The 17,820-nt window shown below is 53.3% G+C and carries 24 protein-coding genes and 4 tRNA genes; 14 read left to right on the top strand and 14 right to left on the bottom strand.

Annotated features, from left to right (window positions below):
• Positions 1–59: 59 nt before the first annotated feature.
• Positions 60–464, top strand: coding sequence for a hypothetical protein (locus tag BLX41_RS23980; protein ID WP_123726884.1), 405 nt, complete (start codon positions 60–62; stop codon positions 462–464).
• A gap of 471 nt (positions 465–935) precedes the next feature.
• Here BLX41_RS23980 and BLX41_RS23975 read toward each other — a convergent pair whose 3' ends face one another.
• The 4 genes from BLX41_RS23975 to BLX41_RS23960 form a co-directional block, all read right to left on the bottom strand.
• Positions 936–1,262: a hypothetical protein gene (locus tag BLX41_RS23975; protein ID WP_123726883.1), complete on the bottom strand. Its 327-nt coding sequence runs from the start codon at positions 1,260–1,262 to the stop codon at positions 936–938.
• Positions 1,259–1,507 carry a hypothetical protein gene (locus tag BLX41_RS23970; RefSeq protein WP_123726882.1) on the bottom strand — a complete coding sequence of 83 codons (249 nt, stop codon included), beginning with the start codon at positions 1,505–1,507 and terminating at the stop codon, positions 1,259–1,261. The genes BLX41_RS23975 and BLX41_RS23970 overlap by 4 nt, the downstream gene beginning before the upstream one ends.
• Positions 1,504–1,689: a hypothetical protein gene (locus tag BLX41_RS23965; protein ID WP_123726881.1), complete on the bottom strand. Its 186-nt coding sequence runs from the start codon at positions 1,687–1,689 to the stop codon at positions 1,504–1,506. The genes BLX41_RS23970 and BLX41_RS23965 overlap by 4 nt, the downstream gene beginning before the upstream one ends.
• Before the next feature lie 145 nt (positions 1,690–1,834).
• Entirely contained in the window at positions 1,835–2,059 is a 225-nt protein-coding gene (locus tag BLX41_RS23960; RefSeq protein WP_123726880.1) for a hypothetical protein, read from the bottom strand.
• Between the two features lie 257 nt (positions 2,060–2,316).
• Between BLX41_RS23960 and BLX41_RS23955 the strand changes: the two genes are divergently transcribed.
• The 9 genes from BLX41_RS23955 to BLX41_RS23915 all read left to right on the top strand — a co-directional run bounded on the left by BLX41_RS23955 (position 2,317) and on the right by BLX41_RS23915 (position 9,113).
• Positions 2,317–4,485 (top strand): YecA/YgfB family protein, encoded by a 2,169-nt coding sequence (locus BLX41_RS23955; protein WP_123726879.1) that lies wholly within the window; start codon positions 2,317–2,319, stop codon positions 4,483–4,485.
• Positions 4,486–5,535: 1,050 nt separating this feature from the next.
• Positions 5,536–5,721, top strand: coding sequence for a hypothetical protein (locus BLX41_RS23950; RefSeq protein WP_123726878.1), 186 nt, complete (start codon positions 5,536–5,538; stop codon positions 5,719–5,721).
• Positions 5,705–6,142 carry a DUF5681 domain-containing protein gene (locus BLX41_RS23945; RefSeq protein WP_259745126.1) on the top strand — a complete coding sequence of 146 codons (438 nt, stop codon included), beginning with the start codon at positions 5,705–5,707 and terminating at the stop codon, positions 6,140–6,142. Before BLX41_RS23950 ends, BLX41_RS23945 begins: the two co-directional genes overlap by 17 nt.
• On the top strand, positions 6,139–6,570 hold the full coding sequence (locus tag BLX41_RS23940) for a hypothetical protein (RefSeq protein WP_123726876.1): 432 nt from the start codon (positions 6,139–6,141) through the stop codon (positions 6,568–6,570). Before BLX41_RS23945 ends, BLX41_RS23940 begins: the two co-directional genes overlap by 4 nt.
• Positions 6,557–6,775: a hypothetical protein gene (locus BLX41_RS23935; RefSeq protein WP_123726875.1), complete on the top strand. Its 219-nt coding sequence runs from the start codon at positions 6,557–6,559 to the stop codon at positions 6,773–6,775. The genes BLX41_RS23940 and BLX41_RS23935 overlap by 14 nt, the downstream gene beginning before the upstream one ends.
• On the top strand, positions 6,772–7,650 hold the full coding sequence (locus BLX41_RS23930) for a hypothetical protein (RefSeq protein WP_259745125.1): 879 nt from the start codon (positions 6,772–6,774) through the stop codon (positions 7,648–7,650). Before BLX41_RS23935 ends, BLX41_RS23930 begins: the two co-directional genes overlap by 4 nt.
• A 14-nt stretch (positions 7,651–7,664) precedes the next feature.
• Entirely contained in the window at positions 7,665–8,012 is a 348-nt protein-coding gene (locus BLX41_RS23925; protein WP_123726874.1) for a hypothetical protein, read from the top strand.
• Between the two features lie 8 nt (positions 8,013–8,020).
• Positions 8,021–8,632, top strand: coding sequence for a tail assembly protein (locus BLX41_RS23920; RefSeq protein WP_123726873.1), 612 nt, complete (start codon positions 8,021–8,023; stop codon positions 8,630–8,632).
• A 49-nt stretch (positions 8,633–8,681) separates the two neighbouring features.
• The gene (locus BLX41_RS23915; RefSeq protein WP_123726872.1) at positions 8,682–9,113 is read left to right on the top strand and encodes a hypothetical protein; all 432 of its coding nucleotides are present in this window, start codon (positions 8,682–8,684) and stop codon (positions 9,111–9,113) included.
• Between the two features lie 46 nt (positions 9,114–9,159).
• Here the strand turns inward: BLX41_RS23915 and BLX41_RS23910 are convergent, their stop codons facing one another.
• Positions 9,160–9,807, bottom strand: a complete 648-nt coding sequence (locus BLX41_RS23910; protein WP_123726871.1) for a hypothetical protein — start codon at positions 9,805–9,807, stop codon at positions 9,160–9,162.
• Positions 9,808–10,012: 205 nt separating this feature from the next.
• Between BLX41_RS23910 and BLX41_RS23905 the strand changes: the two genes are divergently transcribed.
• Positions 10,013–10,627 carry a recombinase family protein gene (locus BLX41_RS23905; RefSeq protein WP_123726870.1) on the top strand — a complete coding sequence of 205 codons (615 nt, stop codon included), beginning with the start codon at positions 10,013–10,015 and terminating at the stop codon, positions 10,625–10,627.
• Here BLX41_RS23905 and BLX41_RS23900 read toward each other — a convergent pair.
• The gene (locus BLX41_RS23900; RefSeq protein ID WP_123726869.1) at positions 10,624–11,739 is read right to left on the bottom strand and encodes an SEC-C domain-containing protein; all 1,116 of its coding nucleotides are present in this window, start codon (positions 11,737–11,739) and stop codon (positions 10,624–10,626) included. The two genes, BLX41_RS23905 and BLX41_RS23900, sit on opposite strands and share 4 nt — an antisense overlap.
• Positions 11,740–11,897: 158 nt before the next feature.
• Positions 11,898–11,974: transfer RNA gene (locus BLX41_RS23895), tRNA-Arg, on the bottom strand.
• Between the two features lie 294 nt (positions 11,975–12,268).
• Between BLX41_RS23895 and BLX41_RS23890 the strand changes: the two genes are divergently transcribed.
• A complete protein-coding gene (locus tag BLX41_RS23890) occupies positions 12,269–12,508 on the top strand; it encodes a hypothetical protein (protein WP_123726868.1) in 240 nt (79 codons plus the stop codon).
• 23 nt (positions 12,509–12,531) lie between these two features.
• The gene (locus BLX41_RS23885) at positions 12,532–12,711 is read left to right on the top strand and encodes a PA3371 family protein (RefSeq protein WP_123726867.1); all 180 of its coding nucleotides are present in this window, start codon (positions 12,532–12,534) and stop codon (positions 12,709–12,711) included.
• On the opposite strand, the gene phnN is transcribed toward BLX41_RS23885, so the two are convergent.
• On the bottom strand, positions 12,686–13,267 hold the full coding sequence (phnN, locus tag BLX41_RS23880) for a phosphonate metabolism protein/1,5-bisphosphokinase (PRPP-forming) PhnN (RefSeq protein WP_123726866.1): 582 nt from the start codon (positions 13,265–13,267) through the stop codon (positions 12,686–12,688). The two genes, BLX41_RS23885 and phnN, sit on opposite strands and share 26 nt — an antisense overlap.
• 378 nt (positions 13,268–13,645) lie before the next feature.
• Between phnN and BLX41_RS23870 the strand changes: the two genes are divergently transcribed.
• On the top strand, positions 13,646–13,972 hold the full coding sequence (locus BLX41_RS23870; protein ID WP_016968184.1) for an Arc family DNA-binding protein: 327 nt from the start codon (positions 13,646–13,648) through the stop codon (positions 13,970–13,972).
• 111 nt (positions 13,973–14,083) lie between these two features.
• Here BLX41_RS23870 and mgtE read toward each other — a convergent pair whose 3' ends face one another.
• From mgtE to BLX41_RS23840, 6 genes are all read right to left on the bottom strand, one after another.
• A complete protein-coding gene (gene mgtE, locus BLX41_RS23865; RefSeq protein ID WP_123726864.1) occupies positions 14,084–15,526 on the bottom strand; it encodes a magnesium transporter in 1,443 nt (480 codons plus the stop codon).
• 409 nt (positions 15,527–15,935) lie between these two features.
• Positions 15,936–16,012 (bottom strand) — tRNA-Arg (locus BLX41_RS23860).
• A gap of 72 nt (positions 16,013–16,084) precedes the next feature.
• Positions 16,085–16,161 (bottom strand) — tRNA-Arg (locus BLX41_RS23855).
• Between the two features lie 107 nt (positions 16,162–16,268).
• A tRNA-Ser gene (locus BLX41_RS23850) sits at positions 16,269–16,359 on the bottom strand.
• Positions 16,360–16,421: 62 nt separating this feature from the next.
• A complete protein-coding gene (csrA, locus tag BLX41_RS23845; RefSeq protein WP_002554426.1) occupies positions 16,422–16,610 on the bottom strand; it encodes a carbon storage regulator CsrA in 189 nt (62 codons plus the stop codon).
• 188 nt (positions 16,611–16,798) lie between these two features.
• Positions 16,799–17,820, bottom strand: a 1,022-nt coding sequence (locus tag BLX41_RS23840) for an aspartate kinase (RefSeq protein ID WP_259745123.1), incomplete at its 5' end; no start/stop codon positions are given.

Genomic DNA, 17,820 nt, shown 5'->3' with positions numbered 1-17,820 from the left:
GAAGCGGGGGGTGTCCTCAGTCTTGAGGACACCCCCCGCACTTGCCTGTGAGCCGCTGAATGGCCAGAAAGACAAAATACAAGGTCGACTTTGGCGGCGGTCGAGTGCTGGCCCTGCCCTATCGACTGCTGATCAGTGACGCCTTCGACAACCTATCGACCAAGGCAGTAACCGTGCTGATCAAGCTGGCCAGGAACTACAACGGCCGCAACAACGGCGACCTGTCCTGTACAGCCTCAATGATGGCCAAGGGCAGGCCTATGGACGCCAAGACTCTTGCCTCGGCGCTTGCCGAACTGATGGATGCGGGCCTGATCATCCGCACCAGGGAGAGCCGCAAGGGAGGCAGGGAACAGGGAATGGCACGTTGCGCGCTGTATGCAATCACCTGGGCGGCAATTGACGAATGCCCGGGTAAGGACCTTGAAATTTCACCCGGACCACCACGGTTTAGGTTCGTTTAATTTCGAGTTTTTCGGTGGGAATTTTTCCGCCTAGTACTGGGAATTTTTCCCAGTCATCAAGCGCTCATTGTCCGGTTGCGTCCGGTTGTTTTGACGAACTGTTGTAGTACTGGGATTTTTTCCCAGTACCTTTCAATAAAACCGGGGCCTCCAGAGGGGTGTCAAAACGGAAAAAATCCCACCCTTATTAAATTACCACCACCAGGGGTTAATAAGATGGGACCAAAGACCTACAAGCAGGCCTGCTGCACTCATGGTTATGCAGGGAAATGTAAGCGCACTGGAGGCTTCACTTTCCTTGTCCTCGACTACCTACCTTGGACGCTGATTGGTATGTGCAGACCTTGTGCCGAGGAAGTCAGAAAGGATCTGATCTACCTGGCCGAGAAAGCGCCTACAGCCAACAGATGAGAAAAGGGCACCACCCCGTTGCAGGGTAGTGCCCTCCACATTGCAAAGCTTCGAAGTTTGTCAGTCCCGATCTGCGGGCTCGAACTGCTCGGTACCGCCCCGTAGACCTCGCAGCCCCATCACCGCGGCTCGTGCAACACGATCAACGAATCCGACCTCAAGATTCGTATACCAGCCGCCCATACCGAGTAGCGCGAACCGGATGGCGTCAAATGCCTCAGTTTCATCATGACTCGCCAGCTCGCAAACCTCGCAGTCAAAGAATGCAGCCCCCTTTCGCCAGTCCTCAGCCGCGCCGGGGTTGTTCCGCGGCCAATTGATAAGGCGCCCCTGGTCGTCCCGCCTGGTGAAGCTCATGTCCTCTCGGGTCTGGATCGCCGGGCTCATTGGTCCACCTCCAACGAGTCGAGCTTCTCTTGCAGCTCTGTGGTCTGGCAGTCGAGGTAATTGGCCCAGTCGTCTCCGATGTACTGGCCCAGGCCGGTCAGGGCTTTGACGTTGTGCCCCTTGCCGTGAATGACATCCGCACGTACCGCATTGAGCAGCGCAGTAAGCCAGGTCACGTGCTCGCGGGTTGAGTGGATCAAGTCGATAGCGTCGCTGGCCACATTGGCGTGGGTCTGCAGTTTCATTGCACACCCCCTGCGCCGATTCCGGCAAAGAGAGTGGAGCAAGGCAACACCTTGACGCTGATGTCACCCAGGATCTTCAGCGGTGCAAGCTCGGTCAGTTTGATGTTGACCGGCAGCATCATGGTGGTGATGACGTGGCCGTGCGCGTCCAAAATTTGGATGGTATTCTGTTTAAATTGCATGACGTGTCCCTTTAAGTTGCGTCGTGTGATCGCCAGGCCGCTGTTGACGCAGCGGCTTGGCACCTCTTCTGAAATGGCCCAAATCTGGACCATCAACCTAATCGGCTAAATTCTCAGCCGATCAATCGGCGAAACATTCCGCCGGTTACTGCTTGCCCTTCTCGCTGATCCAGCCTGCCGCCCAGCTCAGGGGGTCTTTCGACTCCATCGGCTTGAGTGGCTTCCCGTCGCGTGCTGCCTGCTTGCCCTCCCGCTCCGTCTCTGTGTGAATCCAGATGGCTGTGAGCTTGTACCCGGCCGCCCGCTGGCGTTCTTTGTAATCCCGCTGCCTGGCTGCTGCTGAGCGAGGAGGTTTGGCTTCGTCTGTCATCTTGCATCCCTGTTACTAGTTACGGCGATTTCAAGATAGCGCTTCGTGACTAGTACCGCAATAGAGAAATTCAAAATAATTGCAGCCCTAGACTTGGGCCACACCTCCCGCACGCCCATAGAGCTAAGGCTTGCGTTGAGCTAATCTGCCATCACTTGCGGGGATATCGGATCGCTACACAGCAAAAGAGGTTATCTATCCACTTCCACTCATAAAACCAGAGGCAATTCGCCTCACAAAACTTTAAGGAGTTACGCATGGAAGCACCACGTAGTGAGAACGAAATTTTTCGAGAGCTTGAAATACTATGTGCCTCACCTGGTTACATCCACGCGATCGCATATTTTTGCTTTCGAGACAACACAATTAAATATGCTGAGGAGATGTCTGTAGAAAATGTTCTTCAGCAATTCAATAAAACACGCCTCGTTCGCACTGAAATTTCGACTGTGATTGGGCTGGCGTTGAAAAATGAATTGGACACATCTCACCCCCACCCCAAAACGCTTCAACATTACGCCGACAAAACTGAAGAGTTACTTGAAGAAATACATCAATCAATGTTAGTACCTGTGATGGAGGATTTCAAAAAAGGACTTGAATCGGGGGGGCAGACAAACCCATTTGAAAGTGGTGCCGCCATAAGAGAGTCAATATTTTATGGAGGGGAGGCGGCTTATAACTTTCAATATAGAGATTTATTTAACACGAAATATAAAGATGACAACAAATGGTTTGTAGAAAATAAGAAATTCTCCATTGACCAAGCAAGCTTATTAGTAAAATCAATAGGCACACTCCAGAATGAAAAACTCGCCAACATCTTAGACAACTTTAAAAGATTGCATCCTAATGAGTGGTCCTTTCTGCCAGCATTCAAGTTAACAACACAGGAAATCTCTGAAAACTCATTAGTTGACATCGACACAACCCGCGCATTTTTAGAAGCTTTTTCACTGCCTCCTGTTCTAATGAAAGAATTTTTAGCCTTGGATGACTTCAATGCTTCAAATGCCTTTCCAATAATCAAAGTAAAAGACGATGATTACATAATATTTCAAAACTACAGTCTGAACGAGGCTTTATACGAAACGCCTTTCTTCTGGCTGAATGGGGATGACTCATATAAAAATATCGCAAGGGAACACCGTGGCGACTTTACAGAAAACTTCTCTACAGAACGGCTAAGATTAGTTTTTGGCGAAAGCAACGTACATACAAATATAGATATCTACAAAAGCAAAAAAGAGAGAGTCGGCGAAATCGACGTTCTTGTGACCTATGCCGATAGAGCAATAGTTCTCCAAGCCAAGTCGAAAAAACTGACGATTGCCGCTCGAAAGGGAAACAGCAACCTTCTGCGTGATGACTTTAAGAAAGCGATCCAGGACGCCAATGACCAAGCATTCTTATGTGCAAGCTTTTTATTGGACGAGACCTATACTCTCGTGGATAGCGAAAAAAACGAATTAAAAATCTCTCGAAAAATAAAAGAAATATATCCATTTTGTGTAGTTTCAGAACACTATCCTGCGCTCAGCTTTCAATCACGACAATTTTTGAGCCACAGCGAAACTGAAATCATCAAACCTCCACTCATAATGGACGTTTTCCTGCTTGATGTAATGACAGAAATGCTACACACACCTCTGCACTTTTTAAGTTATATAAATAAGCGCTCCCATTACTCCGATAAAATACTAGTCAACCACGAACTAACCACGCTCTCTTATCATCTCAAGCGTAACTTATGGCTTGAGACTGACTACACCATGATGCATCTAGAGGACGACATCTGTGCAGATCTTGATCTCGCAATGCTCGCCAGGCGTGAGGGCGTCCCCGGAGCAAAAACGCCAGAAGGAATTCTTACCAAATACAAAGGAACTTTTTTTGACAACTTAGTACAAGACATAGAAACACTGGCAATCCCCGACACTATAGACTTGGGTTTTATGCTACTCGCAATTAGCGGTGAAACGATCGAACAAATAAATGACGGAGTTTCAAGACTAACGAAACGCTTCCACGAAGACGGAAAGCCACACAACTTAACTTTAGGCATCAAAGACAGCTCAACGGGCCTGACTATTCATTGCAACGATTATGATATATATGAAGCAGGCACCTCTCTTCAAAGATACTGCACTCTTAGAAAATACGAACAAAAAGCACAATCTTGGTTTGGGATATGTGTATCTCCAAAAAACCAACGAATCAAGCTCGGCCTCAGTCTATCTTATAACTGGGAACGCTCTGACGAAATGGATCAGGCAACAAAGACATTAGCGAAGCCGCAATATCTAACCAAAAACCCATCTATAAACTACGACACGATATTTAACCGCAAAGTAAAAAAACCTGGAAAAAACGTGAAGTGCCCCTGTGGCAGTGGTAAGAAATTCAGAAAGTGCTGCCGTGTGTAATCGTTTGCTGTAACAAATGGGTTGTCATCAAGTCACTGAGGGTCATGCCCACCTCCTAGTACTACGTACTTATCAGTGAGACGTTTTGGTCTCACTGAGTGCGGAAAGCAACACAGGGGGTGGTCAACATCGCCATACCTTTGCCGCAAGGCACAAGATGGAGCCGCTGCCTCGCCGTCGAGACAGACCAAATGAGCCGACTCGGACCGTCTGGTCTACTTGGCCTCCGCTCTTCCTGACAGCAGGCCAGAACAGGTGTCGTGATGACAGCAACGCCTTCAAGTAAATGTGATCCTGAATCACCTTTAGATCACGCCAACCCACCCAATTCTGCCCTGGAGCAGAATTGGAGTGAGATCAAACCAAAGCGGGATTCCGTCACTTTGCTCCGGCCGCGAACCGCCGAGGATTTCTCTGTGGTTCGAAAGCCCTCAAATTCGAGATATTCCACCGCTGGTGGAGCACGCAGCTTGAGGGGAGGTTTCCACTGTCGGTGTAAACCTGCCCCTCTCAACACTAGAGGCCAGCCATCAGTACGCGACACCTGCCCGAGCGGGATGGCAGATCCAGCCCCCAATGGGGGTTGGATCGCTCAACTCCCCCAACGGAGGATGTATCCATCGTAGGATGATTCAAGAAACTGCGCGCCACGTTTTCGGCATTTGCAAAACGTGGCGCGACACTACCGAAATGGGAGGTCAGGTCACTAGTGATTAGATACGAGCAGCTTTGCTCACATCTCCCCGGTAGGTCCATATCCAGGTGAGGGATAGATTCAGACAAGTCACTCCCTCGAAACGGGGTGGCGGGATGCTTCCGCCAACCGCGGTATTGCTCCATCTCCACTGAGCTGAAAACTCAGCCCTGTATCACTTTGCCTACCATCGACTTACTGCAACAAAAATCCCCCTCTTGATCCGCTGTAACCCGCCTATTTCAGTCCCGTTTAATCCGGTTATGTGTAGCACCTAAGGTGCACCCTAAAAGCACTGGATAAACGTTCATATCAGACCTAATGTGTCCTCAAATGGGCTCTACCGAGGACCAACCATGACCACCACAGCCAAGCCACGCGGCCCGCAATCGAAGCCAACTAAGGCAGAGATCTCCGCAGCCTGGGCACGCCTTCGCACAGCCGCACAACAGGGCAATGTCGAGGCGAACGCTTTACTGATTGCCCTGGCAGAAAACAAACCCGCAATCACGATGGGGGCAGGACTTGCACGCGCCGGATAAACCGCCAGTGGAGCGGGCAGACAAAGGCCAGTTCAAGAAGGGCCACTCCGGCAACCCTGGTGGGCGCTCTGGGCAGACTCAGGCCATCCGGGCAAAGCTTTCTGAAGGGGCCGAGGCTGTAACCAAGAAGGTACTGACAGCAGCTAAGAAGGGAGATATGCAGGCTTGTCGCCTGATCCTCGAGCGCCTGGTCCCACCAATCAAACCAACTGCCGAGACGGTGCGCTTTGAGCTGGACGATTCCGACCTGCCTAGCGCAGCCAAATCGATCCTTCGCGCTGTTGCGGCGGGCGAGCTTCCACCAGACCAGGGCAAAGCCCTGATCGAGGGGTTAGGTGCCGTCGCACGAGTGATCGAAGTTGCCGAGCTGCAAAAGGCAGTCGAAGAACTCCGCGAAAAAATGGAGGGAATGCAGCAATGAGCATCAAGTCATTGAAAGCGGAACTGCAGCGCATCGCTCAGAAGATCGGCGCAGCAGATGAGACGGTGGTGCTGATCGTGCTGGCGGTCATTCGAGCAAACGTTAGCGAGCTGAAGACAGAAGCAGACTTTCCGAAAACCGCAGGGCATCACGTGGACTACCGGATTCAAGGGCGGAATGTCTCCCTGTTCTTCCCCTTCGCAGAGATGGATAGCGACCAGTGCGAGCAAATGGCCAAGGCCATCATTGTCTACACACGCCAGGTTGAACGCGCCGGCCGGAACCCTCAGGTCGGCATTCTGGAAATGCGGGTATCTCCCGTTGAGGGAGCCTGGATCGTCACTTGGCCACCTGAAGGCATAACGGTTGAACAACACGCCGCCGAGCAATACCGCCTGATTGTTGAAGCACGCAATGAACATCCGTAGCCAGGTCGAAAGACTCCGCCGGCAGGCCGCTAAAAGCCCCTTCAACGAGGACGTGAAGCAAATAAGCGATCTGATGGACGAATTGAGCGCGAATGCCGCCGGCTCCGAGTTATCCCAAAGAAATCAAACACTGCAAGACATTCTGGACGAATACCAGTCCTCAACCGCGGCCGAGCCCGGCCGCCACCTGAAGGAATCATCATGAAAATTGGAAAGCGCAACAATCTCAAGGTCGGCTCAGCCAGCGTCCACTACACCGAGTACGACCATATCTCCGTGGAGTCGCGCACCTTCTCGATTCTCAACCAAAGCGGGGCCAAAGCTACCTGGCAGGCTGGCTCCCTTTTCCGTCCGCTCCGCGAGCTGCAAACCCTGGCTTTGGAATGCTTCAAGGATGTTGGAAATGACATCGTGAAGATTCGTGCGAATACGGACTACAACCCCTCTGCCATCGAGCGCCTGAGCAAGGAAAAAATTGATCAGGTTACTGAGGCGCTAGTGCCGGCGATCAAGTCAGTTACTCAGAATATGCTCACCCTTTCAGAGACTGTGAAGCGCGGATTCGCACCTGTTTCCCCACGCAGTAATACGGATGTCGTTGGCTTCCTGGCTGACCAGGAGCTACGCACGATGGTCCGCGGTTTGCTTCCGGAGGAACGACGCTCTTTGGTGGCGGCGTCTCGCCAGGGAGCTCACCCAGAAATTGTCGAGGCGATTCTCCGTGCGCACCCAATGCTCTCCGGGCTCAGCTCAGAGTCGGCCAGCACCCTGGAGCGAGCGGGCATCGCCGCTTCTCGTGCCGAAGATCTGGAAGCCCTGCGCCAAATGTTGAAGCTGTACGACGACGTAATGACCACCACGGCCCAGGCATGCATAGGACTGTGCGGAATGGTGGATAACACCAATGGTTACAAGCTGCGATTTGAGAAGTGGCGCCAGGGTTGCGACGGCTCTGAGCTGCTGCGCGATTGGCTCGGCAACCTTCCCTCTCGCTCTCAAAACAAGAAGCCTGATCCTATCGTGCCAAAAGAGGAGGAGAAGCCCGGCGAGGCTGATAAAGACAACTCCGAAGCAGCCTAGCGAGAAGTACAAACTTGAACACCTTACAAGACCGCTTCATCGAGGCATGCCAGACAAACCACTTTGCGTCGTACCCACTGAAACAGGGGCCTGACGCTGGCTATCTGGTGTGGGATGTCCAGCACGTCCGCGACGGCCAGAGGGTGACCATTGACGGTCCTTTTTTCACCGAGGTCGAGGCGCGGGTTTCCGCTGATCTTCTGCGCGGGACGTTCCGCGGCGCACGGGCCGGAGAGACGATCTGCAGCCGGGTGTGGAACTACGACCCGCGCCAGGAGCAACTGACTATCGACCAGGCGCATATGTCGCGTGCAGTGCTCGCCGTTCGCCTTGGGCTTCCAGCCCCTACCACCAATCCATAGGAGGCCCCATGGCCGCTACAGCAGCCCGCTACAACCCACTAACCGCAATTAAGCTCTATGGCCAGCTCCGGCAGTTCGGAAAGGTCTACCACCTGGCCGTTCGCTCGCCTGCCGAAGCCATCAAGGCACTATGCGTGCAAATTCCTGGCCTCGAGCGCTTTATCTCTAATGCTAAGTCGCGCGGTCTGGAGTTTGCCGTGTTTCGCGGTAAGAAAAACATCGGTGCAAAGGAGCTGGGATACCAGGGCACTGGCGACATCATAATCTCGCCCGTTATCGTCGGGAGTAAGCGAGGAGGCATTCTTCAAACTGTCGTCGGGGTCGTACTGCTTGCCGTCGGCGCGGTGCTTACATACGCATCTGGGGGAACGGCCACGCCGTTTACGTCAGGGATGATGATGATGGGCGCATCCCTCGCCCTGGGTGGTGTAATCCAAATGCTCAGCCCCCAGGCTAGCGGCCTAAAAACCAGCGCCGCGCCAGAAAACACCCCCGGCTACGCATTCGGCAGCGCCAAGAACACCACCGCTTCTGGCAACCCGGTCCCGCTCTGCTACGGCAAGCGCCGTGTAGGCGGCGCGATCATCAGTGCTGCCATTTACGCCGAAGACCAGATGTAGGGAGCCATGGGGCGGTGCTAAAGTGCCCGCCTCATGGAAAGGAACTCTCATGCTGAAAGTTACCACTGCTGCCATCTTGTTGGCCCTTTTAAGCGGGTGCTCAACCACACCAGTTCCGTTCGATCAGGCCAGACCTGTTCCTAATGACAGGATACTGGCTTTCGGAAAAAAACCTGCAGATCCTTACTCGACCATTCAGATCGCACGCGACACCGGCTTCGTCGGTGGCGGGTGCTTCGTAGCCGTTCACATCAACGGTCGTGCCGTCGCCCGAATCGATACAGGCGAAGTGGTCAATCTTTACGTAGCACCTGGCGAACATCTGGTGGGGCTGGGCTCTGATGAGCGAGGGTCGGGGACGTGTAGCTGGTCAGGAGTGATCAAGGAACAAGCCACCATTCTAAAAACAGGACAAACGAAGCGTTTCCGAATCGGTGGTGACACAAATGTCGGCCTCGACATTCGTCCAACCTCCCTTTGACCTGTCTCCGTGTCGAAATCTAAACGCGATGGCGTGGTAACTGCCCTTACGAAGCCTGGGCATGAAGGAACGCTACCCCTGCGCCTGCAAACAGAAAAACAAGCTGAAATAGCATCGATGTGCACTGATACCTGAAAAAACGGAGTGGAATCAAATAACCGACGTGTGGATTCGATGAACCTTTAATCATTCTCTTGAGAAAAAACCAACGCATCAGCTTTGGAAATGGTTTGAAAACGGTGGTTAAGACCCTCTCCATATTTAGTTCGGTTACTAGCTGCCGCCCCTGTACCGTGGCCGCCTCTTCTATTTTTTCTACCTGCTCATAGAACGGCTTCAAAACATTTCCGAATCTATTCGTCTTCGATTCACTTTGTGCGTCTGCAACCTGGCATTGAATTGCGAAGAACTTGGATAAAACTCCAAAAAGCAACGATAAAATCAGCAGAACCCCACTGAGTTTGAAGCCCGCTGCAGTCAAATAGGGAAGAATCGTCCCAACGTTTGTTAAAAGAAGCGCGACCGCCGCCCCCGTGCCGACCGTGAGCCAGGTGGAGTAGGTATCTAAAAAACGCGTTGATTCAATAATGTTCTCAAAAATCACTGAGACCATTCCATTTTCCGCATTTTGAATGTTCAGCCTGTTCCACTCGGCCAAGTGATCCGGCTCGGGCAATTGCTCAGGCGTTTCCATAATGAGGCTCCTAGTTTCAAGTCAAATATGAGAGGCAAGCATCTGAAATTCAAAGATCATGTGAATGCTAACGCTTTTACCTCTCCCTTTGAGTATGCCTAGGCTGATACGGGCAAATTGAGCCTTTATCAGCCTTTTCGCTTGAAAGGTAACACCCAAAGTGCAACAGTATTAGGACAACACCCTAACTGATACAGGTTGCACTATGTTCATCCGCGCCTACCTTCGAGCATCCACTGACGAGCAAGACGCCGGCCGCGCACGGGCGTCCCTGGAAAAGTTCGCCAGCGATCACAATAAGGTCATCGCCTGCGAGTACCTGGAGAACGCCAGTGGTGCTGCCGCTGATCGACCGGAGCTGCTCCGCCTGCTGAAGGATGCCCGCAAGGGGGATGTGCTCCTGGTCGAATCCATCGACCGCCTTTCCCGCCTCCCCGCGGATGACTGGGCCAAGCTAAAGGGTGCGATCGACGCCAAAGGCCTGCGCATCGTTGCGCTCGATCTGCCCACCAGCCATCAAGGTATGCGTGACACGCAAGGCGACGAATTTACCGGACGGATGCTTGCCGCGATCAACTCGATGCTAGTGGAGATGATGGCGGCGATCGCCCGGAAGGACTACGAGCAGCGCCGCGAGCGCCAGGCCCAGGGCATTCAGAAGGCCAAGGCAGCAGGAAAGTACCAAGGCCGACCGGTCGACGAGGAGCTGCACAAGCGGGTCAAGGAGCTGCTGGCAGCCGGGCTAGGCATTAGGGCTACCGCGCGGCACGCCAGTTGCTCGACTACAACCGTACTGCGCATCCGTGATACCAATGTTTAGAAGCCGACTCGATACCGCCTCGAGATAGCCCAAGGTGTGATTATGAAGGGCGACTTCACCACAGGCACGATACCGAATGCGACTCCTATGTCACCGATCATTCGCTGTATTAAGGCATCCTGATTAGGCTTCCCTATTCCCTTCCACCATGATGGTGAGGCGAAGACGTTTTCAAAATGGTCGAAGAAATAGGCCACCAGCTTTGAAGACAGATCATGGTCATTGATCTGCTCCAGGCTTTTGATCAGGGCCATGCAGCATCTGTCATCCTCAGCCATCCATGTAAAAACTATCTGCCCCTTATCTCCACCAAAGAATGAGGTCACGCTCATCAGTTCGGGGACTAGTGCCAGATCGGCCAGATCCTGCAGCTGCCGCCCCCAAAAATCGACGTTCGGTGCATAGGTACCACTACACATTACCGGGGGCGCCTCCTCAAGCTCGATAATGTAGGAACGAACCGAAGAGTAGTCCTCACTGGTTAAGCATTTGTCAAAGCGCGGCTTATGGATTCCAATGTCGCGCAAAGCCGCATCAATCCCAGCGCCATGGAGATGTGCAAATGCCTGAATTTCAGCCTGCTGATCTGGCGTCCGCCCCCTATCCATCTCCTTGTAGAGCTCAGCTTGCTCCGCTGCCGCACGTTTTGTGTAGATCTCTCGAGCGTAAGCACGGTAGGCCAGAAGGAAGCATTGCTCCTGACTTCCGACAAATTGATCCTTTTCAACCGGCGCAAAAAGTCCGTCATCATGTGTTGAACAGAACCCGCTAAACGTAGAAGCCCGACGCACGCCCACCTTTTCAGGCTTTAACGCGCCGTTATGCTTGATTAGTCCCTCGAGAGTCGGAATGAAGGCAAGGACGTGCCCATCATCTGCAATCTGGTTCAAGCTCCCAGAGCGGGGCACTGTATGGGCGGCGACGATCGAACCAGAGCATTGCTGATGGAAAGCGTCCGGTGCTGAGCACAACTTTTTCGAGAAATGCTTCCTGTGGATTGCACTGACATCCCAAGGCTTATGAGGCTCCGCAGACTCACGACCAAGGTGACATTTCTTGAATTTCTTGCCAGAGCCGCACCAGCACTCTTCATTTCTACCGCGCTTTTCCATTTTGCTTTCCTTGCAGTATCCGAAACGGGACGCACAAAAAAACCCCACCACTCTGCAGCGTGTGAGGTTTTTGGTTCTGCAACCTACTTCTCGCACCCGCCCTGCACCCACAAGGTGTAAAGCAAATTGCCGAACTTGGCTACAAGCCTTGATTTATATGGTGTCCCAGGGCAGGTTCGAACTGCCAACCTTCCCCTTAGGAGGGGGATGCTCTATCCAATTGAGCTACTGAGACAAAACTGCAAACGCCTGATACTTCACGACGCAAAGGACGGCGTGCATGTTAACGGCCAAGGCCGCATTTGTCATGTTATCCATAGGGCTTTTTGCACGAGTCGCCAGGAGCGTTGCGTTTACTCAGGGCCGCGTCGTGCAAATTGCATCACCCCAAAAAGCCATCATTGCAAAATGCAATTCACGGAACTCCTGAAATCATCTCAACTTATTGTTTTTAAAGAGTTTATCTACAGTTAAACTCTTGGCACGCAGCCTGCTTTATCAATGGATAAAACACTGCGGAGATGACGCAATGAACAGCGCCCTGTTTCTCTTGAATGCGATCGCCATCGCCGTACTGGTGGCCTTTCACTTTCAACCTGTAGACAGCGCTGACCCTGTCGGGCTGTCCAGTGCGGGTTACAACCAACACCCGACACCGCAGTTGGCGGTCATGAACACCCAGATCGAGCCTCGCAACTTGACTCGGATCACCCAGGAAAAGACCCCGCCACAACCAGCCGCCACGCCGACCGAACGCTGGATTTTTTAAGACAAAGACTTCAGGAGCCTCCTATGTCCACCGCAGCCAAAAGCCTGCTTATTCTGACGTTGCTCAGCGCTATCGCCGCCTTGCTGCTGCCTGAAGCTCCCTTGGGTAATGCTGCACTGATCATCTGCGGCTCAATGTTCAGCCTATTCCTGTTGGCGCTGTTGGCTGGACGCAGGATCAAGTTCGACCCGGTATTGCGCTGACCCCTTGCTCGCTCAGCATGGCCAGCAGACACTCCAGGGTTGTCGTCAACTCAGCCGAATTGTCTAGGCACACAACCTGCTCCTCATCCAGCCAGGCAGCAGTGGCAAACTTTTCGTTGCGCTGCAGGCGACGCTCTATCTCCGGCAGGCTTTCCCTGCCTCTACGCAGCAGGCGACGGCGCAATACATCGGAATCGACCATCAGAACTATCGGAATCAAATCAGGATATCGTTCCCGTGCTTGAGGCAAGTGACCTCTAGAGCCGTTGACCAGAACGTTTCGCCCCTGCGCCAGCCAAACATCAATTTGCGCGGGAATGCCATAACCCAGGCCATTAGCTCGCCAAAACAAGGCAAAGTCGCCTTGGGCCACCCCTCGCTCGAATTCCTCGACAGTGACCCCCAGCGCCTCCTCGCCCACCGCCTCGGCCGAGCGCGTGATCACCCTTCTTACAACCTCACATCCCAACGCACTTAAAGGCTGCCTGGCCGCATCAATCAGGCTATCCTTGCCGGCCCCTGAAGGCCCCATCAGATAAATCAGTCTACCCGGCATGGGTTGTTGCTCCGGACAGCACAACTAGTAAATCGGCCATTTGCCACTATCCTCTAACAGGTAGGGATTACACGCTCACCCGCACAGCATGCACCTTCGCAAGCGCACTGACACTCCCGCCGGATGGGAGAATGCGGCCAACAACGCGGGCCTGGCGATCTTTTCAAACCAGTCCGCATTTCTGATAATTGGTGCTGGCATAACGCCTTTATCCAGTTCAATATTTGTCACAGAATTGACGCCAATGATCTGGCAATTTTGAGGCATGATTCGGGCCTCTTAACAATTCAGGTTGAACATTTGGCAATCAGGCTTGTCCTAAAAGACAGCCCGCGGCCAATTCCGAGAACCGCTCCCCTGAACTAACCGGTTAAATATATGCGCCCATTGAAACAGGCAATTTATTCCAGCCGTACGGCTGACAAGTTCGTCGTACGTCTACCCGACGGGATGCGTGAACGCATTGCCGAGGTGGCTCGCAATCATCACCGCAGCATGAACTCCGAAATCATCGCGCGCCTGGAACAGAGTCTTATTCAGGAAGGCGCCTTGGGTGAAGAGTTGAGCATGCGCCTGGACAGCCCCGAGCTGTCCTTGCATGAACGCGAACTGCTTCAACGCTTCCGCCAACTTTCACATCGCCAGCAGAACGCTTTGGTTTCGCTGATCGCCCATGACGCCGAAATGGCCGCAGACGCCAACTGATTTCACCCTGAAAGCTCAAGCCAGCCTAGTCGCTGGCTTTTTTTTGCCTGCGATAAAAGCAACGAAGCGCCATAAAGGCGCTTCGTTGATAAACCGATGTGCAAGACTCGCTCAGAGCAGGAAAATCGTCGCCAAACCAAGAAAGATGAAGAAACCACCGCTATCGGTCATGGCAGTAATCATTACGCTGGCACCCATTGCCGGGTCACGCCCCAAGCGCGCCAGCGTCATGGGGATCAAGACCCCCATCAAGGCCGCCAATAGCAGGTTCAGGGTCATCGCCGCGGTCATTACCACTCCCAACGACCAACTCCCGTAGAGCAGGTAGGCGACAACGCCAATCACCCCCCCCCAGACCAGACCATTGATCAAGGCTACTGCCAGCTCTTTGCGCATCAGGCGAGAAGTATTGCCGGTACTCACCTGATCCAGGGCCATGGCCCGGACAATCATGGTGATGGTCTGATTACCCGAATTGCCGCCGATACCTGCAACAATCGGCATCAGTGCCGCCAGGGCTACCAGTTTTTCGATAGAGCCTTCGAACAGACCAATCACTCGGGATGCGACGAACGCCGTGATCAAATTGATTGCCAGCCAGGCCCAACGGTTGCGCAGGGACTTCCAGACCGAGGCGAAGATATCCTCCTCCTCCCGTAGACCGGCCATATTGAGGACTTCGGTCTCGCTCTCCTCACGGATCAGGTCGACCATTTCGTCAATGGTCAAACGGCCGATCAGCTTGTCGTTCTTGTCAACCACCGGGGCCGAAATCAAGTCATAACGCTCAAATGCCTGAGCCGCATCGTAGGCATCCTCATCCGGATGAAAGCTCACCGGATCGCTGGCCATGACTTGCGCGACCTGCTTGTCCGGATCATTGACCAACAGACGCTTGATCGGCAGCACACCCTTGAGCACGCCGTCGTAATCCACCACAAACAGCTTGTCGGTATGGCCGGGCAGCTCCTTGAGCCGGCGCAGGTAGCGCAGAACCACTTCAAGACTGACGTCCTCTCGAATCGTCACCATCTCAAAGTCCATCAGCGCACCGACCTGCTCCTCGTCATAAGACAGTGCGGAGCGAACGCGCTCACGCTGCTGACCATCAAGGGCTTCCATCAGCTCATGGACGACGTCTCGCGGCAGCTCGGGAGCCAGGTCAGCAAGTTCGTCGGCGTCCATCTCCTTGGCAGCAGCCAGGAGCTCGTGATCGTCCATGTCGGCGATCAGGGTTTCACGTACGGAATCGGATACTTCGAGGAGGATGTCGCCGTCACGCTCGGCCTTGACCAACTGCCAGACGGTCAGGCGTTCTTCCAGAGGCAAGGCTTCAAGGATGTAGGCAACGTCAGCGGAGTGCAGATCATCGAGCTTGCGCTGCAACTCGACGAGGTTCTGCCGATGGACCAGGTTCTCGACCCGATCGTGATGGTGACCTTCCTGACGGTGCGTCAGGTCTTCAACCACCCGCTGGCGCTGCAGCAGCTCAACGACTTGAGCAAGGCGGTCTTGCAGGCTTTCCTGCGTTTTCTTTACTTCTACTTCGGTCATAGGCGAACTCCACTCCCAGCAGAGGAGCACGCCGGAAGGATCAATCAGTCAGTTCATGATTGTGAAAACGGGATACTGAGTAACTACTGGGTAAGTCCATGGAGGTATTCCACAAGCCCCGGCGGGGCTGACGGGCGCAATGATACACCGCTTGGCAGTTTTAAACGCTAAAAAATCGCGGCAAGAACAAGCGCTTGCGGCATAAACCTGAGTAGCGTCCGAATCTATGAAAATGCGACGTCCCGGCAGAAAAAGAAAACACACACCGAGAGAAAAAAGTTCGGCGACAGACAGGACATTCGACTTCCGAAGACCAAAGCCGTTCCAGCCGGACGAGCAAGAAGAGTGACAAATAAATAAACGCAGAAAGCAAAAAGCCCGCATCTTTCGATGCGGGCTTTCTGGTGTATGGTGCACTCGACAGGATTCGAACCTGTGACCGCTCGGTTCGTAGCCGAGTACTCTATCCAGCTGAGCTACGAGTGCATTTTGTGTTTTTAGACCAGACCACAACTGGTTGAAGCCAAGTTAACTACATTGCTGCAACTAACTCTTAAATGGTGCACTCGACAGGATTCGAACCTGTGACCGCTCGGTTCGTAGCCGAGTACTCTATCCAGCTGAGCTACGAGTGCATTTGTTGCCGCGCATTATAGGCCGTTAAATCTTTTTGTAAAGCACTTTTTCTAGTAATTTCAACAACTTACAGAAGAAGCCAGATTACAACGTACTAAGCAAATAATGGCGGAGAACGGGGGATTCGAACCCCCGACACCCTTTTGAGGTGTACTCCCTTAGCAGGGGAGCGCCTTCGGCCACTCGGCCAGCTCTCCGCAACACGGGGCGTATATTAACCAGCTTTCTCCCCGTTTGCAAACAAAAAAAACGATAAAAATTAATGGCTTGGTTCTTCGTCCTTCTCTTTCTTTATCCGCAGGTAAATTTCCTCACGGTGAACTGCCACTTCTTTGGGGGCGTTGACACCAATACGCACTTGATTACCTTTGACGCCGAGCACGGTCACAGTGATCTCGCCATCACCAATGATCAGGCTTTCTGCGCACCGACGAGTCAGAATCAGCATACCTTTCTCCTCACGCATTACATTTTCAGGGACTACAGTCTGCAAAAAAAAGGGTGTCGGCCTACAACCTGGTCGGCAGCAGTCCTACACGCCTAAGTATTGACTAGCACGGGCAAAAGAACAGTTTTCTCCCGTGCCGATCAAAAACACAAAGGGCGCGGTCAGACCGCGCCCCTTTCAAACACCTATCACTCGCCCTGACGGGCTGGAGCGTCAAGCTCGAACGCGGTGTGCAACGCACGCACTGCCAACTCCAGGTACTTCTCTTCGATCACTACCGAAACCTTGATTTCGGACGTGGAGATCATCTGGATGTTGATGCTTTCCTTGGCCAGGGCTTCAAACATACGGCTGGCCACACCCGCGTGGGAGCGCATGCCGACACCAACGATCGAGACCTTGGCAATATTGGTGTCACCGACCACTTCACGGGCGCCAATCTCACGTGCGGTGTTTTCCAGCACAGTCTGGGCCGCCAGGTAGTCATTGCGGTGCACGGTAAAGGTGAAGTCGGTGGTGTTATCGTGCGAAACGTTCTGCACGATCATGTCGACTTCAATGTTCGCCGCACTGATGGGGCCGAGAATCTTGAAGGCCACGCCAGGATTGTCTGGCACGCCACGGATAGTCAGCTTGGCTTCATCGCGGTTAAAAGCGATGCCGGAAATGATCGGCTGTTCCATGGATTCCTCTTCATCAATAGTAATGAGGGTGCCCGGACCCTCCTGAAAGCTGTGCAACACGCGCAGCGGAACGTTGTACTTGCCAGCAAACTCGACCGCACGGATCTGCAGCACCTTGGAACCGAGGCTGGCCATTTCCAGCATCTCTTCGAAGGTGATCTTGTCCAGGCGCTGAGCCTTGGGTACCACACGAGGATCAGTGGTATAGACGCCATCTACATCGGTATAGATCTGGCACTCGTCAGCCTTCAGGGCCGCTGCCAGCGCCACACCGGTAGTGTCGGAACCGCCACGACCCAGCGTGGTGATATTGCCGTGCTCGTCAACGCCCTGGAAACCGGCAACCACAACTACACGCCCAGCCTTCAGGTCACCACGAATCTTCTGATCATCGATCTGCAGGATTCGCGCTTTGTTGTGAGCGCTATCGGTAAGAATACGCACCTGGTTGCCGGTGTAGGACACCGCCGGAATACCGCGCTTGATCAACGCCATGGCCAGCAACGCGATGGTCACTTGCTCGCCGG

The sequence above is a fragment of the Pseudomonas protegens genome (assembly GCF_003732485.1).
Lineage (GTDB): Bacteria > Pseudomonadota > Gammaproteobacteria > Pseudomonadales > Pseudomonadaceae > Aquipseudomonas > Aquipseudomonas protegens_B.
The sequence above is the reverse complement of the archived record's forward strand: the minus strand, read 5'-3'. Positions and strand labels throughout refer to the sequence as shown.

Excerpts from the sequence above, each read along its gene's own strand:
- BLX41_RS23960 (WP_123726880.1), bottom strand. The coding sequence starts at position 2,059 with ATGACAGACGAAGCCAAACCTCCTCGCTCAGCAGCAGCCAGGCAGCGG.
- BLX41_RS23950 (WP_123726878.1), top strand. The coding sequence starts at position 5,536 with ATGACCACCACAGCCAAGCCACGCGGCCCGCAATCGAAGCCAACTAAG.
- BLX41_RS23980 (WP_123726884.1), top strand. The coding sequence starts at position 60 with ATGGCCAGAAAGACAAAATACAAGGTCGACTTTGGCGGCGGTCGAGTG.
- BLX41_RS23955 (WP_123726879.1), top strand. The coding sequence starts at position 2,317 with ATGGAAGCACCACGTAGTGAGAACGAAATTTTTCGAGAGCTTGAAATA.
- mgtE (WP_123726864.1), bottom strand. The coding sequence starts at position 15,526 with ATGACCGAAGTAGAAGTAAAGAAAACGCAGGAAAGCCTGCAAGACCGC.
- BLX41_RS23915 (WP_123726872.1), top strand. The coding sequence starts at position 8,682 with ATGCTGAAAGTTACCACTGCTGCCATCTTGTTGGCCCTTTTAAGCGGG.
- BLX41_RS23910 (WP_123726871.1), bottom strand. The coding sequence starts at position 9,807 with ATGGAAACGCCTGAGCAATTGCCCGAGCCGGATCACTTGGCCGAGTGG.
- BLX41_RS23920 (WP_123726873.1), top strand. The coding sequence starts at position 8,021 with ATGGCCGCTACAGCAGCCCGCTACAACCCACTAACCGCAATTAAGCTC.
- BLX41_RS23905 (WP_123726870.1), top strand. The coding sequence starts at position 10,013 with ATGTTCATCCGCGCCTACCTTCGAGCATCCACTGACGAGCAAGACGCC.
- BLX41_RS23975 (WP_123726883.1), bottom strand. The coding sequence starts at position 1,262 with ATGAGCCCGGCGATCCAGACCCGAGAGGACATGAGCTTCACCAGGCGG.
- phnN (WP_123726866.1), bottom strand. The coding sequence starts at position 13,267 with ATGCCGGGTAGACTGATTTATCTGATGGGGCCTTCAGGGGCCGGCAAG.
- csrA (WP_002554426.1), bottom strand. The coding sequence starts at position 16,610 with ATGCTGATTCTGACTCGTCGGTGCGCAGAAAGCCTGATCATTGGTGAT.
- BLX41_RS23965 (WP_123726881.1), bottom strand. The coding sequence starts at position 1,689 with ATGCAATTTAAACAGAATACCATCCAAATTTTGGACGCGCACGGCCAC.
- BLX41_RS23935 (WP_123726875.1), top strand. The coding sequence starts at position 6,557 with ATGAACATCCGTAGCCAGGTCGAAAGACTCCGCCGGCAGGCCGCTAAA.
- BLX41_RS23890 (WP_123726868.1), top strand. The coding sequence starts at position 12,269 with ATGAACAGCGCCCTGTTTCTCTTGAATGCGATCGCCATCGCCGTACTG.
- BLX41_RS23970 (WP_123726882.1), bottom strand. The coding sequence starts at position 1,507 with ATGAAACTGCAGACCCACGCCAATGTGGCCAGCGACGCTATCGACTTG.
- BLX41_RS23885 (WP_123726867.1), top strand. The coding sequence starts at position 12,532 with ATGTCCACCGCAGCCAAAAGCCTGCTTATTCTGACGTTGCTCAGCGCT.
- BLX41_RS23940 (WP_123726876.1), top strand. The coding sequence starts at position 6,139 with ATGAGCATCAAGTCATTGAAAGCGGAACTGCAGCGCATCGCTCAGAAG.
- BLX41_RS23900 (WP_123726869.1), bottom strand. The coding sequence starts at position 11,739 with ATGGAAAAGCGCGGTAGAAATGAAGAGTGCTGGTGCGGCTCTGGCAAG.
- BLX41_RS23870 (WP_016968184.1), top strand. The coding sequence starts at position 13,646 with ATGCGCCCATTGAAACAGGCAATTTATTCCAGCCGTACGGCTGACAAG.
- BLX41_RS23930 (WP_259745125.1), top strand. The coding sequence starts at position 6,772 with ATGAAAATTGGAAAGCGCAACAATCTCAAGGTCGGCTCAGCCAGCGTC.